This is a genomic window from Kitasatospora sp. NPDC032150, assembly GCF_055579945.1.
On sequence record NZ_JBVIMH010000001.1, the window covers coordinates 324511 to 340519 of the forward strand.

At 72.5% G+C, this 16009-nt stretch carries 20 protein-coding genes; 18 read left to right on the forward strand and 2 right to left on the reverse strand.

Translation table 11 applies throughout. The features are described 5' to 3' along the window. Positions 1-9 precede the first annotated feature (9 nt). From hisH to hisF, 4 genes are read left to right on the forward strand one after another with little or no spacing between them, the layout of a single operon-like run. Positions 10-645 carry an imidazole glycerol phosphate synthase subunit HisH gene (gene hisH, locus ACZ5ON_RS01420; protein WP_465583339.1) on the forward strand — a complete coding sequence of 212 codons (636 nt, stop codon included), beginning with the start codon at positions 10-12 and terminating at the stop codon, positions 643-645. 20 nt (positions 646-665) lie between these two features. Then, on the forward strand, positions 666-1391 hold the full coding sequence (priA, locus tag ACZ5ON_RS01425; RefSeq protein WP_465583342.1) for a bifunctional 1-(5-phosphoribosyl)-5-((5-phosphoribosylamino)methylideneamino)imidazole-4-carboxamide isomerase/phosphoribosylanthranilate isomerase PriA: 726 nt from the start codon (positions 666-668) through the stop codon (positions 1389-1391). After that, positions 1388-1822 carry a RidA family protein gene (locus ACZ5ON_RS01430; protein WP_465583346.1) on the forward strand — a complete coding sequence of 145 codons (435 nt, stop codon included), beginning with the start codon at positions 1388-1390 and terminating at the stop codon, positions 1820-1822. Before priA ends, ACZ5ON_RS01430 begins: the two co-directional genes overlap by 4 nt. After that, positions 1819-2613, forward strand: coding sequence for an imidazole glycerol phosphate synthase subunit HisF (gene hisF, locus ACZ5ON_RS01435; RefSeq protein WP_465583349.1), 795 nt, complete (start codon positions 1819-1821; stop codon positions 2611-2613). The genes ACZ5ON_RS01430 and hisF overlap by 4 nt, the downstream gene beginning before the upstream one ends. A gap of 147 nt (positions 2614-2760) precedes the next feature. On the opposite strand, the gene ACZ5ON_RS01440 is transcribed toward hisF, so the two are convergent. Together ACZ5ON_RS01440 and ACZ5ON_RS01445 are read right to left on the reverse strand one after the other, a co-directional pair. Further along, positions 2761-3402, reverse strand: coding sequence for a TIGR03085 family metal-binding protein (locus tag ACZ5ON_RS01440; protein ID WP_465583355.1), 642 nt, complete (start codon positions 3400-3402; stop codon positions 2761-2763). Positions 3403-3449: 47 nt separating this feature from the next. After that, complete coding sequence (locus ACZ5ON_RS01445) at positions 3450-4019, reverse strand: hypothetical protein (protein WP_465583358.1); 570 nt, start codon at positions 4017-4019, stop codon at positions 3450-3452. Between the two features lie 476 nt (positions 4020-4495). On the opposite strand from ACZ5ON_RS01445, the gene hisI reads away from it, so the two are divergent. From hisI to ACZ5ON_RS01515, 14 genes are all read left to right on the forward strand, one after another. Continuing rightward, complete coding sequence (gene hisI / locus ACZ5ON_RS01450) at positions 4496-4870, forward strand: phosphoribosyl-AMP cyclohydrolase (RefSeq protein ID WP_465583362.1); 375 nt, start codon at positions 4496-4498, stop codon at positions 4868-4870. Positions 4871-4913: 43 nt separating this feature from the next. Beyond that, positions 4914-6431 carry an anthranilate synthase component I gene (locus ACZ5ON_RS01455; protein ID WP_465583365.1) on the forward strand — a complete coding sequence of 506 codons (1518 nt, stop codon included), beginning with the start codon at positions 4914-4916 and terminating at the stop codon, positions 6429-6431. Positions 6432-6521: 90 nt separating this feature from the next. Then, positions 6522-7148, forward strand: coding sequence for a TIGR02234 family membrane protein (locus ACZ5ON_RS01460; protein WP_465583369.1), 627 nt, complete (start codon positions 6522-6524; stop codon positions 7146-7148). Between the two features lie 139 nt (positions 7149-7287). Beyond that, positions 7288-7545, forward strand: coding sequence for an HGxxPAAW family protein (locus tag ACZ5ON_RS01465; protein ID WP_344634037.1), 258 nt, complete (start codon positions 7288-7290; stop codon positions 7543-7545). Between the two features lie 115 nt (positions 7546-7660). Further along, on the forward strand, positions 7661-8110 hold the full coding sequence (locus ACZ5ON_RS01470) for a DUF2752 domain-containing protein (protein ID WP_465583373.1): 450 nt from the start codon (positions 7661-7663) through the stop codon (positions 8108-8110). A 290-nt stretch (positions 8111-8400) separates the two neighbouring features. Then, a complete protein-coding gene (trpC, locus tag ACZ5ON_RS01475; protein ID WP_465583376.1) occupies positions 8401-9213 on the forward strand; it encodes an indole-3-glycerol phosphate synthase TrpC in 813 nt (270 codons plus the stop codon). 9 nt (positions 9214-9222) lie between these two features. Then, a complete protein-coding gene (gene trpM, locus ACZ5ON_RS01480; protein WP_425557496.1) occupies positions 9223-9372 on the forward strand; it encodes a tryptophan biosynthesis modulator TrpM in 150 nt (49 codons plus the stop codon). A gap of 54 nt (positions 9373-9426) precedes the next feature. Further along, positions 9427-10656, forward strand: a complete 1230-nt coding sequence (gene trpB, locus ACZ5ON_RS01485) for a tryptophan synthase subunit beta (RefSeq protein WP_465583381.1) — start codon at positions 9427-9429, stop codon at positions 10654-10656. A 2-nt stretch (positions 10657-10658) separates the two neighbouring features. Further along, positions 10659-11468: a tryptophan synthase subunit alpha gene (gene trpA, locus ACZ5ON_RS01490; protein WP_465583384.1), complete on the forward strand. Its 810-nt coding sequence runs from the start codon at positions 10659-10661 to the stop codon at positions 11466-11468. 213 nt (positions 11469-11681) lie between these two features. Continuing rightward, positions 11682-11951, forward strand: a complete 270-nt coding sequence (locus ACZ5ON_RS01495; RefSeq protein WP_465583387.1) for a hypothetical protein — start codon at positions 11682-11684, stop codon at positions 11949-11951. A 156-nt stretch (positions 11952-12107) separates the two neighbouring features. Further along, positions 12108-12626 (forward strand): MauE/DoxX family redox-associated membrane protein, encoded by a 519-nt coding sequence (locus ACZ5ON_RS01500; protein ID WP_465583392.1) that lies wholly within the window; start codon positions 12108-12110, stop codon positions 12624-12626. A gap of 63 nt (positions 12627-12689) precedes the next feature. Further along, on the forward strand, positions 12690-13547 hold the full coding sequence (locus ACZ5ON_RS01505) for a DsbA family protein (RefSeq protein WP_465583395.1): 858 nt from the start codon (positions 12690-12692) through the stop codon (positions 13545-13547). Positions 13548-13650: 103 nt separating this feature from the next. Beyond that, positions 13651-14628 (forward strand): prolipoprotein diacylglyceryl transferase, encoded by a 978-nt coding sequence (lgt, locus tag ACZ5ON_RS01510; protein ID WP_465583398.1) that lies wholly within the window; start codon positions 13651-13653, stop codon positions 14626-14628. Positions 14629-14796: 168 nt separating this feature from the next. Beyond that, positions 14797-15540, forward strand: coding sequence for a VIT1/CCC1 transporter family protein (locus ACZ5ON_RS01515; RefSeq protein WP_465583401.1), 744 nt, complete (start codon positions 14797-14799; stop codon positions 15538-15540). The last annotated feature ends 469 nt before the right edge of the window (positions 15541-16009 follow it).

Here is a 16009-nt window from a genome sequence, read left to right on the forward strand (position 1 = left end):
AAGACTGACATGTCCAAGAATGTTGTGGTGCTGGACTACGGCTCCGGTAACCTCCGCTCCGCCCAGCGCGCCCTCGAGCGCACCGGCGCGCACGTCACCGTCACCTCGGACTTCCAGCAGGCGATGGACGCGGACGGCCTGCTGGTCCCCGGCGTCGGCGCCTTCGAGGCGTGCATGCGCGGGCTGAAGGCGGTGCGCGGCGAGCAGATCATCGGCCGCCGGCTGGCCGGCGGCCGCCCGGTGCTCGGCATCTGCGTCGGGATGCAGATCCTGTTCGAGCGCGGCGTCGAGCACGGTGTGGAGACGGCCGGCTGTGACGAGTGGCCCGGCACCGTCGAGCCGCTGGACGCGCCGATCGTCCCGCACATGGGCTGGAACACCGTGGAGGCCCCCGAGGGCAGCCGCCTGTTCGCCGGCCTCGACCCGGACACCCGGTTCTACTTCGTGCACTCCTACGGCGTGCGCCGCTGGGAGCTGGAGACCCACAGCCAGCGGATCAACGCCCCGATGGTCACCTGGGCCACGCACGGGCAGCCGTTCGTCGCCGCCGTGGAGAACGGCCCGCTCTGGGCCACCCAGTTCCACCCCGAGAAGTCCGGTGACGCCGGCGCCGCCCTGCTGACCAACTGGGTCAACACCCTCTGAAGCCTGGAAAGTTGCTTACGATGTCCCGCTTGGAACTCCTTCCCGCCGTCGACGTCCGCGACGGTCAGGCCGTCCGGCTGGTCAAGGGCGCCTCCGGTACCGAGACCTCCTTCGGCGAGCCGCTCGCCGCCGCCCTCGCCTGGCAGAACGCCGGCGCCGAGTGGCTGCACCTGGTCGACCTGGACGCCGCCTTCGGCACCGGTAGCAACCGTGAGCTGCTGCGCGAGGTCACCGGTGCCCTCGACATCAAGGTCGAGCTCTCCGGCGGCATCCGCGACGACGAGTCGCTGGCCGCCGCCCTGGCCACCGGCTGCACCCGGGTCAACCTCGGCACCGCCGCCCTGGAGAGCCCCGAGTGGGTCGCCAAGGTCATCGCCGAGCACGGCGACAAGATCGCGGTCGGCCTGGACGTGGTCGGCACCACCCTGCGCGGCCGCGGCTGGACCCGCGACGGCGGCAACCTGTACGAGGTGCTGGCCCGCCTCGACTCCGAGGGCTGCGCCCGCTACGTGGTCACCGACGTCAACCGCGACGGCACCCTGACCGGCCCCAACCTGGAGCTGCTGCGGAACGTCTGCGCCGCCACCGACAAGCCGGTGGTCGCCAGCGGCGGGGTCTCCTCGCTGGAAGACCTGCGCGCCATCGCCGGGCTGGTCCCCGAAGGTGTCGAGGGCGCGATCGTGGGCAAGGCCCTCTACGAGCAGAAGTTCACCCTCGAAGAGGCGCTGGAGGCTGTGTCCCGATGACCGAAATCCCGGCCGCGCAAAGCTCGTTGAGAATCTCCGGCGCTTCTCCCTGGGAGGAGGAGTTCGGCTACTCGCGTGCCGTGCGGGCCGGGGACTTCGTTCTGGTGGCCGGCAGCACCGCCTTCGACAACGGGGTCGTCCAGGGTGAGGGCGACCCCTACCAGCAGACCCTCGCCGCTTTCGGCGTGGCACTCAAAGCCCTGGCCCGGTACGGCCTCGACGCGGCGGACGTGGTCCGCACCCGGATGTACATCACCCACGTCCGGGACTCCGAAGAGGTCGGCCGGGCACACAAGAAGCTCTTCGACGCGATCCGCCCGGTGGCGAGCATGGTCGTGGTGGAGGGCCTGATCGACTCCCGGATGATGGTCGAGGTCGAAGTCGACGCCTACCGTCCCGGGCTCGCAACCTCCCTGGAAGGCAAGCAGTGACCCTCGCAGTACGTGTCATCCCCTGTCTGGACGTCGACGCCGGACGAGTGGTCAAGGGAGTCAACTTCCAGAACCTGCGCGACGCGGGCGATCCGGTCGAGATGGCCAAGTTCTACGACGCCGAGGGCGCCGACGAGCTGACCTTCCTCGACATCACCGCCTCCTCCGGTAACCGGGAGACCACCTACGACGTGGTCCGCCGCACCGCCGAGCAGGTCTTCATCCCGCTCACCGTGGGCGGCGGCATCCGCACTGTGGAGGACGTCGACCGGCTGCTGCGGGCCGGCGCCGACAAGGTCGGCGTCAACACGGCGGCGATCGCCCGTCCGGAGCTGATCCGGGAGATCGCCCAGCGGTTCGGCCGGCAGGTGCTGGTGTTGTCGGTCGACGCCCGGCGCTGCCCGGAGGGGACGGAGACCGCCTCCGCCCGCGGCGGAGCCGCTGATCGCCGCTTCGAGGTCACCACGCACGGCGGGCGCCGCGGCACCGGACTGGACGCGGTCGAGTGGGCGGTCCGGGCGGCCGAGCTGGGGGCGGGGGAGATCCTGCTCAACTCGATGGACGCCGACGGGACGAAGGACGGCTACGACCTGGAGATGATCCGGGCCGTCCGCAAGGCGGTCTCCATCCCGGTGATCGCCTCCGGAGGGGCGGGAAAGCTCGCCGACTTCGCCCCCGCGGTGGAGGCGGGCGCCGACGCGGTGCTGGCCGCCAGCGTGTTCCACTTCGGCGACCTGCGGATCGGCGAGGTCAAGAACGCTCTTCGGGAGGCCGGGCACCCGGTTCGGTAGCGCGGGGCGCACCCGGCGGGCACTGGACGCGAACACGGGGCGCGGGGCGGCAGTTCAGCGCCCCGCGCCCCGTGACGGTGCGAGCCCGGGGCCGTACGGGACCACCGCGCGGCCCCCGAGGAGCCATCGGAAAGGCTTCCGGGAGGGTCAGTCCCGCGGCAGCGGGAGCACGGCACCCAGGGCCTCGACCGCCTGGGCCGGGCCCTCGACCTGGAGGGTGGTCCGGGCGCCGCGGCCGAACGTGAAGAGGGTCAACTCGGCCGGAGAGCCGGTGAGTTCGACCTGGTCGGTGCCGCGGGGGCCGAACTCGAGGCTGCCCGTGCCCGGCCAGCGCAGCGACAGCCGTACCGGGGTCTTTCGGCCGGCCTCCAGCCGGGTGAGCATCGGCAGGCGCCGCCACAGGGCCTGGGCCAACTCGGCTGAGACCTCCTGCGGTTCCCACTCGACCGCGCGCCGGACGTCCTCGGCGTGCACGAAGTACTCGACCGTGTTGGCCGCCTCGTCCACCCCGGGCAGTGCGAACGGCGACAGTCGCGGCGGCCCCGAACGGAACAGCTGCACCAGCTCCTCGTAGGGCCGCTCCGCGTAGCCGGCCTGCACCCGTGCCGTCCAGCCGGCCAGCGCCTGCACCCGGATTCCGGGCGCCGCGTCCGCCCGGCGCTCCCGCAGGACCAGGTGAGCGGCCAGATCGCGGGTGGTCCACCCCTCGCACAGCGTAGGGGCATCGGGGCCGGCCGCTGTCAGCAGCTCGGCAAGCCGCTGGCGCTCCGTACGTGCAGAGTTCGACATGCGCCTCAGCCTACGCTGCCCTGGGGCGGCCGCCCGCCCCCGGGTGATCAGCCGTCAGCGGGGACGTGCGAGTGGAAGTGCCCGGTCGTCTTCGGGCCGCCCTGGTGGTCGCTCACCGTCATGGTGCACGTCGCGTCCCGGAAACCCTGCTGGTAGTACCGCAGGTACGGCCCGACGGGGAAGCCGTAGTACTGCCCGCCGCCCTGCTGCTGCTCCCACTCGGCCAGCGGTGCCCGGCACAGCTCGCGCAGCGTGCGGCCGATCACCAGGTCGTCGGTCAGCCCGTCCGGCAGCACGATGTCGGCGATCGCCTCGCCGTCGTGCGGCTGGGCGCACGGGCGCTGCTCGGGTTTGGTGATCCCGGCGCTCAGCTGCTGGTGGTCGAAGCACGTCCCCGGCAGGAAGTAGGGGTACGGCAGCACCTTCGACGGGCTTGCGGACGGACTGTGCGCGGTCGGCACCAGGGGTGGCGGCAGGGCCACCCGGTGCCGCTGCGGCCACAGGAACAGACCGCCCAGTGCCGCCACCACGACCGCGGCCGGTAGCACCATCCACCACCGCCGTCCGCGCGCCCGGCCGTCCTGCGGCGGCACGCCCCCCATGGGTCCCTTGTCCACCTCAACCCCCTTGGCTCGCAGCCATTGTGGCCGTGCGGACAGCGGCTTGGCAGAGGATTGACAACAACGGTCCGAGTCGGACGACACCGGGCACCGGGCACTGCGCCGGCGGCGGCACGGCCCGGACCAAGAGGTGTTCGATGCGAGGGGATCATCGGGCACCAGGGGCCCACCGGGGCGCCCAGCGCCGCACGCCCGGGCAGATCCGCCGGACAGGCCCCGGTCGGCACGGTCGACGAGCTGCTCGCGGTCCGGGCTGGGCGACCCGGCAGCGAACCCGCCGGGGTGGTCGAAGGGGCCCGGCGGGCGGGGCTGCACGTCGGGCGATCCGGCCGGACGGCCGCGGGAGCCCCGGCGCGAGCCGGTGGGGCCGCGTCCCGCGGTTTCACCCGGGCCCCGCGAGCGGCCGCCCCTCTGCCCGAGGTGCCGCCCGGTGTCACCGCCGGGCCACCCCGGGTACCTGCGAGAATGGCGGTATGTCCACCACTCCCGCCGCCCCCGGCAGCACCGCCCTGGCCGCTGACATCGCCGACCGGCTCAAGCGCACGCCCGACGGCCTGATCCCCGCCATCGCCCAGCAGTACGACACCGGCGAGGTGTTGATGCTCGGATGGATGGACGACGAGGCGCTGCACCGCACGCTGACCACCGGCCGCTGCACCTACTGGAGCCGCAGCCGCCAGGAGTACTGGGTCAAGGGCGACACCTCCGGGCACTTCCAGTACGTCAAGTCCGTTGCGCTGGACTGCGACGCCGACACCCTGCTGGTCCGGGTCGACCAGGTGGGCGCGGCCTGCCACACCGGCACGCGTACCTGCTTCGACACCGACGTCCTGCCGCTCGCTCGCTAGTCTTTCCACCGTCAGCCCCTGCTCACGAACGGTGAAGTACCCCATGGACCTTGAGGCCTTCCGCAAGCTCGCCGTAGACACCCGGGTCATCCCGGTCACCCGCCGGCTCCTCGCGGACGGGCTCACGCCCATCGGTCTGTACCGCAGCCTGGCCGCCGAGCGCCCCGGCACCTTCCTGCTGGAGTCGGCCGAGCAGGGCCGGAGTTGGTCCCGGTACTCGTTCGTCGGGGTGCGCAGCGCCGCCGCGCTCACCGCAGACCAGGACGGCAACGCGCACTGGCACGGCACCCCGCCGGTCGGCATCCCCACCACCGGCGACCCGCTGGAGGTGCTGCGGGCCGCGCTCACCGCGCTGCACACCCCGCGCGGCGCCGACGACGGCCTGCCGCCGCTCACCGGCGGCCTGGTCGGCTATCTCGGCTACGACGTGGTCCGCCGGCTGGAGAAGCTGCCCGACCGCACCCCGGACGACCTCAAGCTGCCCGAGCTGACCATGCTGCTCGCCACCGACCTCGCGGTTCTCGACCACTGGGACGGCTCGGTGGTGCTGATCGCCAACGCGGTCAACCACAACGACCTGGCCAGCGGTGTGGACGAGGCCTACGCGGACGCGGTGGCCCGGCTCGACGCGATGGAGGCCGATCTGCGGAAGCCGGTCGACTCGGGGCTCGCCATTTTCACCCCGACCGCCGTGGACGCCCACTCGCCGTTCGGGGGTGAGCCGTACGGGCGGGCCGTGGAGGAGATCAAGGAACGGATCCGGGCCGGCGAGGCCTTCCAGGTGGTCGTCTCGCAGCGCTTCGAGACGCCCTGCGCGGCCAGCGCGCTGGACGTCTACCGGGTGCTGCGCACCACCAACCCCAGCCCGTACATGTACCTGTTCCGCTTCCCGGGCCCCGAGGGCACCGAGCAGGACGGCTTCGACGTGGTCGGCTCCAGTCCGGAGGCGCTGGTCAAGGTGACGGAGGGCGAGGCGCTGCTGCACCCCATCGCCGGCACCAGGCCGCGCGGTGCCACCCCGCAGGAGGACGCCGAGCTCGCCGCCGAACTGCTGGCCGACCCCAAGGAGCGGGCCGAGCACTTGATGCTGGTCGACCTCGGCCGCAACGACCTGGGGCGGGTCTGCACGCCGGGCAGTGTCGAGGTGGTCGACTTCATGGCGATCGAGCGCTACAGCCACGTCATGCACATCGTCTCCACCGTCACCGGCGAGGTGGCGGAGGGGAAGACCGCCTTCGACGTGCTCACCGCCTGCTTCCCGGCCGGGACGCTCTCGGGGGCGCCCAAGCCGCGCGCGATGCAGATCATCGAGGAGCTTGAGCCCACCCGCCGAGGCCTGTACGGCGGCTGCGTCGGTTACCTGGACTTCGCGGGCGACGCCGACGCCGCGATCGCGATCCGGACCGCCGTGCTCCGGGACGGCCTCGCCTACGTCCAGGCGGGCGCGGGCGTGGTCGCCGACTCCACCCCGGAGGGTGAGGACACCGAGTGCCGCAACAAGGCGGCGGCCGTGCTGCGGGCCGTCGCCACGGCGAACACCCTCCGTGCGCCGCTGTCGTGAGGCCGTCGAGCACGCCGGCGGTCCGCACCGACGGGTTCCCGTAGGACCCCGGCTGACCCGAGCGGGTGTGCGGTCGGGGATAGTGGACGGGTGAGTGCTACTACGTCGTCCGAGTCCGCCGCACCCGTCCCCGCCGAGCGCAGGGGCGGGCGGCGCAGCCTCGGCGTGATGCTGCTGCTGACCGCGCTGGGGGCGGTGCTGGTGCTGACCGCAGTGGGGCGCACCTGGGCCGAGGGAACGCTTCCGGCCAAGATGGCGGTCTCGGTCACCGGCAGCACGGTCTCCGGACTGCCGACCGGGCTGACGCTGGCGGTGATGGCCGCGGCCGTGGCGGTGTTCGCCGTGCGCGGCGCCGGACGGATCGTGGTCGGCGCCCTGGCTGCGCTGGCCGGGGCCGGGGTGGCGGTGGCCTCCGCGCTCGGGGCCTCGGACACCTCCGCGCTGGACGCGGAGGCGGCCCGCAAGCTGGCGCTGGTGAGCGCACAGGCCGAACTCCCCAGCCACACCGCCTGGCCCTGGGTGGCGGTGGCGGGCGGCGTGCTGCTGGCACTGGCGGGGCTGATCACCGTGCGGTCCGGGCGGGCCTGGCCCGCGATGGGGGCCCGGTACGAGGCCCCGGCCGGCCAGGCGCCGGGCGAGGGGAAGCGTCCGAAGCCCGCCGGGACGCCGGCCGAGCTGTGGCAGGCGCTGGACCGTGGCGAGGATCCCACCGGTTGATTGCCGCCCCCGCTTGGGTCCGCCTGTGAGGGCCCGGCACAATGGGGGACGTCAACCCACCCCCAGCCTCCGGCCGGGGGTGCCCCGCTCGGCGCACGTCGGACACGGCCGGGCCCCGGAGACTCAAGGAGCACCATCAATGTCGGCAGCAGCACGCGAGGCGCACGGCCACACTCCCGCCGCCTGGACCGGCGTGACCATCAGCTTCATCGGCTTCCTGGTCAGCGGCGTCGCCATGATCCTTCCGAACGTCCTGCTCGTCTGGGCCGGTCTCGCGGTCGTCCTGCTCGGCGGTGTGGTCGGCAAGGCCATGCAGATGGCGGGCATGGGCAGGCAGCCGAGCAAGCACACTGCTGCGGTCGCCGCCGAGAAGCCGGCCGCGGTCTCCGTCTCCTGACGGCATCCGGTAGCAGCCGACGAACGGCGGGCGTCACCACGCCCGCCGTTTCGCGTTCCCGCCACACCCCGCCGGTGCGGGCACGCGAGCGCGCCCGCACGGCAGAATCGTCCGGGTGAAAGCGATTCCCGTGGAGCCCGGGCCCGCTCCCCGGCCCTCCGTGCTGCGGCGGCTGAGCCGGCCGCTGGCCGCGCTGGCGGCCGTCGCCCTGCCGACCGCGTACATCGCGGCGGTGGACCCGAACGCGCCGGGCCACTACCCGACCTGCCCGGTGCTGCGGGCGACCGGCTGGTGGTGCCCGGGGTGCGGCGGACTGCGCTGTGTGCACGCGCTGACCCGGGGCGATCTGACCACCGCGGGCCACGACAACCTGCTGGTGCTGCTGCTGGCCGGGGTGGCGGCGGTGTTCTGGCTGCGCTGGCTGTGGGCGGCGCTGACGGGCGGGCCGGCGCCGGGGTTCGCCATCGGCGGGCGCGGGGTCGTGCTGCTGACCCTGGTCCTGGTGGTGTTCACGGTGCTGCGCAATCTGCCGATGGGCGCGGGCCTGGCGCCGCCGGCCCTCTGACCGGCGCCACGGGCAGCCGGCCCCACTCGCGCAGTGCGCCGGGCGCGGGGCTGACCAGCATGGACGGCGCGTGCGCCGGTCCGGCCAGCGGAACGCACGCCGGACTGATGAGGAGCGCGCCCCCGGCGCCCGATACCATCGAAGAGCCGATGGGTCCGGATACGCACAGGATCCTCACCGTTCCGAGCTAATCCCGCCCACGGCCTTGACTGGATCAGCCAGGCCGGAGGGACGTCATCCTCCGGTACCGGCTGGCCGAATGCCTAGCAGAAAATGATGGGGGCGCTCTCGTGAGTGTGCTCGACGAGATCATCGACGGGGTCCGGGAGGACCTCGCCGAGCGACAGGCCAGGGTCTCCCTGGACGAGCTCAAGGAGCTGGCCGCCAAGGCGCCGGATGCCAAGGACGGCGTCGCCGCGCTGCGCGGCGACGGCGTGCGGGTGATCTGCGAGGTCAAGCGCTCCAGCCCGTCCAAGGGCGCGCTGGCGGCGATCGCCGACCCGGCCGCGCTGGCGCTGGACTACGCGGCGGGCGGTGCGGCGGCGATCAGCGTGCTGACCGAGCAGCGCCGCTTCGGCGGCTCGCTGGCCGATCTGGACGCCGTCCGGGCCGCGGTGGACACGCCAATCCTGCGCAAGGACTTCATCGTCACCTCCTACCAGCTCTGGGAGGCCCGCGCCCACGGCGCCGACCTCGCGCTGCTGATCGTGGCGGCACTGGAGCAGCCGGCTCTGGTCTCGCTCATCGAGCGGGCCGAGTCGATCGGGCTGACCCCGCTGGTCGAGGTGCACGACGAGGAGGAGATCGCCCGGGCGCTGGACGCCGGGGCGAGGATCATCGGCGTCAACGCCCGCAACCTCAAGACCCTCGAGGTGGACCGCAACACCTTCGGCAACGTGGTGGACGCCATCCCGGACCACATCGTCAAGGTGGCCGAGTCCGGCGTCCGCGGCCCGCACGACCTGATCGCCTACGCCAACCTCGGCGCGGACGCGGTCCTGGTCGGCGAGTCGCTGGTGACCGGCAAGGACCCGAAGGCCGCCGTCGCCGACCTGGTCGCGGCCGGTGCCCACCCGGCGCTGCGCAACACCGGACGGGACTGACCCGCAGACATGTCCATCGCGATCCGCCTCGCCCCCGGCTGCCGCCCGCGCGGCTGCCGCGCGCCCGCACGCCGGGTGCTGGGGCGGCGGGTGCGGTACGTGATCGGCTGCGAGCCCGGCCAGGTACAGGGCCGCCGATGGCGCAGGACGTCCGGCTGAACCAGCCGCTTCGACGTCACCGCAAGCCATCACACCCTTAGGACGTATCAAGAGATGTCCGAGAACGACTACCTGCCGGGTGCCCAAGTCCCCGACGCGCGAGGCTACTTCGGCGCGTACGGCGGCCGCTTCATCCCGGAGGCGCTGGTCGCCGCCGTCGAGCAGGTCGCCGAGGAGTACGAGAAGGCCAAGGCCGACCCGGCCTTCGCCGCCGAACTGGACGCCCTGCTCAGGGACTACACCGGCCGCCCCAGCCCGCTCACCGACGTCCGCCGGTTCTCCGCCGAGGCGGGCGGCGCGCGGATCCTGCTCAAGCGCGAGGACCTGAACCACACCGGCTCACACAAGATCAACAATGTGCTGGGCCAGGCGCTGCTCACCAAGCGGATGGGCAAGACCCGGATCATCGCCGAGACCGGCGCCGGCCAGCACGGCGTGGCCACCGCCACCGCCTGCGCGCTGTTCGGCTTCGACTGCACCGTCTACATGGGCGAGGTCGACACCCAGCGCCAGGCACTGAACGTCGCCCGGATGCGGATGCTCGGCGCCGAGGTCGTCGCGGTGAAGTCCGGCAGCCGCACCCTCAAGGACGCCATCAACGAGGCGTTCCGCGACTGGGTCGCCAACGTGGACTCCACCCACTACCTGTTCGGCACGGTGGCCGGTCCGCACCCGTTCCCGATGATGGTCCGCGACTTCCACCGGGTGATCGGCGTCGAGGCCCGTCAGCAGGTGCTGGACCGCACCGGCCGGCTGCCGGACGCGGTGGTCGCCTGCGTCGGCGGCGGCTCCAACGCGATGGGCATCTTCCACGAGTTCATCCCGGACACGGGCGTGCGCCTGATCGGCTGCGAGGCGGCCGGCGAGGGCGCCGACACCCCGAAGCACGCGGCCACCCTGACCAAGGGCGACCCGGGCGTGCTGCACGGCTCGCGCACCTACGTCCTGCAGGACGAGGACGGCCAGACCATCGAGAGCCACTCCATCTCGGCCGGCCTGGACTACCCCGGGGTCGGCCCCGAGCACGCCTGGCTGAAGGACACCGGCCGCGCCGAGTACCGTCCGGTCACCGACGACCAGGCCATGCAGGCGCTGCGCCTGCTGTCCCGTACCGAGGGCATCATCCCGGCGATCGAGAGCGCCCACGCGCTGGCCGGCGCGCTGGAGCTGGGCCGCGAGCTCGGCCCCGAGGCCACCATCCTGGTCTCGCTCTCCGGGCGCGGCGACAAGGACATGCACACCGCCGCCGAGTACTTCGGTCTCTACGACAGCGAGGGCAAGTGACCATGGCTTCGAAGCTCACCGCGGTCCTGGCCGCCGCCAAGGCCGAGGACCGCGCCGCGCTGATCGGCTACCTCCCGGCCGGGTTCCCGACCGTGGCGGGCGGGATCGAGGCGGCGGGCGCGCTGATCGAGGGCGGCTGCGACGTGGTCGAGGTCGGCCTGCCGCACTCCGACCCGGTGCTGGACGGCCCCACCATCCAGACCGCCGACGACATCGCGCTGCGCGGCGGCGTCCGGATCAAGGACGTGCTGCACACCGTGGCCGAGGTGGCCGCCGCCCACCCCGAGGCCGCGGTACTGGTGATGACGTACTGGAACCCGGTCGACCGCTACGGCGTGGCGCGCTTCGCCGCCGACCTGGCCGCCGCGGGCGGCGCGGGCTGCATCCTGCCCGACCTGCCGGTCGAGGAGTCGGAGGAGTGGCGCAAGGCGGCGGGCGAGCACGGCCTGGACACCGTCTTCGTGGTCGCCCCCAGCAGCAAGGACGCCCGCCTGGCCGAGGTCACCGCGGCGGGCTCCGGCTTCGTGTACGCGGCCGCCGTGATGGGCGTGACCGGCACCCGGGCCGCGGTGGGCAACCTGGCCGAGGACCTGGTCGCCCGCACCCGGGCCACCACCGAGCTGCCGGTCTGCGTCGGCCTCGGCGTCTCCAACGCGGCCCAGGCCGCCGAGGTGGCCCGGTTCGCGGACGGCGTGATCGTCGGCTCCGCCTTCGTCCAGCGGATCCTGGACGCGGACGGCGACCAGGCCGCGGCGCTGGCCGCGGTCCGCGCCCTCGCCGGTGAACTGGCGGAGGGCGTCCGCCGCCGCTGACGGTTCGAGTCCCGACGGCCCGTCACCTCCTCGGGGGAGGTGGCGGGCCGTTGCACGTGCGGAAGCAGGTGAATCCGTACGAGTGAAGAGTTGGCCGCTCACGCATCAGCGGCGGTTGACCGGCGTTGAGTGGAGGGACCACTGTACGGTGCCGTCCGCTCCAAGTGGTTCGTGCACCGTCGCCGTCCATGACCGCTGTGAGGGAGCAAGTCCGTGCCGGGCCTCCAACGCGCCGTGCTCCTGCGGGCTGCCGCCGCTGCGCTGACGCTCTGCGCGGCAGTCGGCCTGGAGGCGGCCGTCGGGCACGCTCTGGCCGCGCGAGGGGCGGAGCGGGCCGAGCGGGACGCCGTGGTGTGCGGGGAGGCCACCCGGCCGGCCACCGCGGTGCGGGCCCACCGGGCGCAGGCGCATCGCGGCCATGCCGTCGGCCATGCGGCGGCCAAGGACGCGAGGAGCTGCACGGGCGGCCGCAGGGCGCGATAGCGGCCCCGTGCCCCTGCCGAACAACCGTACAGATCGGGACAACAGCTCTCCAGATGTCACTCATTCGGCGTAACGCACGAATTGTGAGGAACCATCACTCTTCCCCTACGGTTCATCGGGAAGCGTGAGCGGGAGCGAGACCGAGGGAGACACCCGATGGCCAGTCAGATGGCTGAGTCGCGGGCCGGCACCGAGCCGGTGCTGCGGCGGGCGGTGGACGGGCCGGTGGGGCAGTGGGTGGGGCTGGCCGTGCGGCTGGCCCTGGCGGCGGTCTGGGGCTGGGCCGGGCTGGCGAAGATCGCCGATCCGGCGGAGGCGGCGCAGGCGGTGCGGGCGTACGAGATCCTGCCGGAGTCGCTGGTCAAGCCGGTCGGCTACGGGTTGCCGTTCCTGGAGGTGGCGCTCGCGCTGCTGCTGGTGATCGGCCTGGGCGTGCGCGCTGTCGCCGTCATCTCCGCAGTGCTCCTGCTCACCTTCATCGGCGGGATCAGCTCCGCGTGGGCGCGCGGTATCTCGATCGACTGCGGCTGCTTCGGCGGCGGCGGGGCGGTCGACGCCTCGAAGACCGAGTACCTGCAGGAGATCCTGCGCGACTGCGGCTTCCTGCTGCTCGCCGCCTGGCTGGTGTTCCGGCCGCGCACCAGGCTCTCGGCAGACGCCTGGCTGACCGCCTAGCCGTTGACCGGCAGACCCCCGACCCTCGAACCCACCTTGGACAGCAGGTTGGACACAGCAGGTATGAGCGAGAAGAACCGCGAAGGCAAGCGCAGTGCCCGCGAGCGGATGCTGGAGGAGCGCGCGGCCGATGAGGCGCGCGCCAAGCGCAACAAGAAGCTGGGCGTCGTCGGTGTGGTGGTCGCGGTGGTCGCGGTCGCGGTGGTGGCCGGCGTGGTGGTGCAGAACCAGCGCTCGAAGCCGGAGACCCCGGCCACCGCCCCCCTCGGCGCGATCGGTGACAAGAAGCTGATGATCCCGTCCGGAGCGGCCAACGCGCCCTCCGTGCTCACCGTCTACGAGGACCCGCGCTGCCCCGCCTGCGGCGCCTTCGAGCGGAGCTTCGCGCCCACCGTCGACCAACTGGAGGACCAGGGCAAGCTGTACGTCAACTACCACATCGTCTCGTTCATCGACCGCTCACTCGGCGGCAAGGGCTCCAAGAACGGCGCCAACGCGCTGGCCTGTGCCCAGGACGCGGGCCACTTCCGCGATCTGCACGACGTGTTCTACCGCAACCAGCCGGAGGAGACCTCCGACTCCTTCGCGAACAAGGCGACCCTGATCAAGCTGTCCAAGCAGGTCAACGGGCTGGACGCACCGGCCTTCGAGAGCTGCGTCAACGACAACAAGTACGGCGGCTGGGTCTCGGCGGTGCAGCAGGACTTCGACAAGTCCAGCTACAAGTCCACCCCGACCGTGCTGCTCAACGGAAAGCCGGTCTACCCGAAGAACGGTGACGAGCCGATCTCCGCGGAGAACCTGGTCAAGTGGGTCGACGCGGCCAACCAGGGCAAGCCGCTGGGCACCACCGGTTCCGGCAACGAGAGCCCGGCTCCGACCACCACCGCGTCCGAGCCCAACACGCCGCCCTCGCCCTGACGGCGCCGAGCGGCATCCCTGCGGGAAAAGAGGGACCGTTCGGAAGCTGTGACCCTGTCCGGTGCCGATCCGCCGGGCAGGGTCCGGTAGCGTCGACCTTGTCATGGAACTCGCTTACATCCCGAGCCCGTCGCGGGGGGTCCTCTATCTCGGACCCGTCCCGCTGCGCGCCTACGCCTTCTGCATCATCGTCGGTGTCGTCGTGGCCGTGTGGCTCGGCAGCAAGCGCTGGGTCGCCCGCGGCGGCGCCAAGCACACCGTCGGTGACATCGCCGTCTGGGCCGTCCCGTTCGGACTGGTCGGCGGCCGGCTCTACCACGTGATCACCGATCACCAGCTGTACTTCGGTGCCGGCAAGGACCCCTGGAACGCCTTCAAGATCTGGGAGGGCGGCCTCGGCATCTGGGGCGCCATCGCCCTGGGCGCGGTCGGCGCCTGGATCGGTGCCCGCCGCCGGGGTGTCCCGCTGCCCGCGTACGCGGACGCCATCGCTCCCGGTATCGCGCTGGCCCAGGCCTGCGGCCGTTGGGGCAACTGGTTCAACCAGGAGCTCTACGGCAAGGCGACCACCCTGCCCTGGGGCCTGAAGATCCACAAGGTGCTGCCGGACGGCACGGTGGTGGAGGGCGTCTACCACCCGACCTTCCTGTACGAGTCGCTCTGGTGCGTCGGTGTCGCGCTGCTGGTGCTCTGGGCCGACCGCCGGTTCACCCTCGGCCACGGCCGGGCCTTCGCGCTCTACGTCGCCGCCTACACGGTGGGCCGGGCCTGGATCGAGTACCTGCGGATCGACGAGGCGCACCACATCCTGGGCCTGCGGCTGAACGACTGGACCGCGATCGTGGTCTTCCTCGCCGCCGTCGCCTACCTGGTGATCGTCGGCAGGACGCGCCCGGGTCGGGAGGCTTCGGACTCGATCGACCCGGCGGCCCTGGCCGAGGAGCCGGCGGAGTCCGGAAAGGACCTGACACAGTCCGGCCCGGACCTGACCAAGTCCGGCAAGGAGAGCGTGCCCTCGCCGAGCCCCGCGCCGGCCGAGCCGCGACCGGTGGCCGAGAAGAAGTCGACCGAACCGTCCTGACCTGGTCCTATGCCGAGCTCCGGCCGCCCCCACCGTCTCGGTGGTGGGCGGCTGGAGCCGTGTTCGGACAGCCTTACTTTCCTGGAATCTGTCTAAAGTTCGGACTAGTTTAGGAACGGTGAGACCCGGCCGGGCCGGGAGAAGTGTTCGAACGGAGGCCGACCGACCATGACCGCGACCATCGCCCAGCCGAACCTGGACGACCAGCCCAAGCCGCGCATCCCGGCGGAGGGCCACCACCGCGATGTCAACGGCGGCTGGCTCCGTCCGGCGGTGTTCGGCGCGATGGACGGACTGGTCTCCAACTTCGCCCTGATGACCGGCGTGGTCGGTGGCGCCGTCGGCAGCAGTACGGTCGTCCTCACCGGCCTCGCGGGCCTCGCCGCCGGTGCCTGTTCGATGGCGGCCGGCGAGTACACCTCGGTGGCCTCCCAGCGCGAGCTGGTCGAGGCGGAGATCGAGGCCGAACGACTGGAGCTCAGCCGCAACCCGCACGGTGAGCTGGCCGAGCTGGCCCAGCTGTACATCGCGCGCGGTGTCGAGCCGGAGCTCGCCCACGAGGTCGCCCGGCAGCTGTCCGCCGACCCGGACCAGACGCTGGAGATCCACGCCCGGGAGGAGCTGGGCATAGACCCGAACGACCTGCCCTCGCCGCTGGTCGCCGCGGCCTCGTCGTTCCTGTGCTTCGCGGTCGGTGCGCTGGTGCCGTTGCTGCCGTACCTGCTGGGAGCGGCCTCGCTGCTGCCGGCGCTGGTGCTCTCGCTGATCGGGCTGTTCGGGTGCGGCGCGGTGGTCGCCCGGGTGACCGCGCGGAGCTGGTGGTTCAGCGGGCTGCGGCAGCTGGTGCTCGGCAGTGCGGCGGCCGGGGTGACGTACCTGCTCGGCGCGCTGATCGGCGGGCACGTCGGCTGAGGCCGCCCCTGCAGGTGGTGATGCCCGGGGCGCGGGGAACCGTGCGGCCGGCCCTCCGTGGAGGTGGGCGGTCGTTCACGCGGTTCCCAGCGCCCCTTCCGGCATCGCGGTAGCCGCTTCGCGCAGGGCTCGCACGAGGGTGGGGGAGGGGCCGGTCGGGCGCGACCTTCCACCGAGGGTCTGTACGACTGACCGCATGGATATGCCACCGACTGCGTGATGTTCCGCACATGGGTCGGGGGGTGTGGCCTGGCCTAACCCCGCCTGCGGGCGGGTTGGGCCGCAGAATCCTGCCCGACGGCCCGCCGCTGGAGATGGAATCGCAGGCGGTGTTGTTCTCGGCATGTGGACGGCGGATTTCGCCCCTGTTTCGGGACGGGTGGGCGGGGGCACACTGGTGGCAACGTGCGGACAGGCGTTCGCCTCTCCTCGCACCGGCCGCCAGTCGGGAAACCCCCGCGAACTGGGC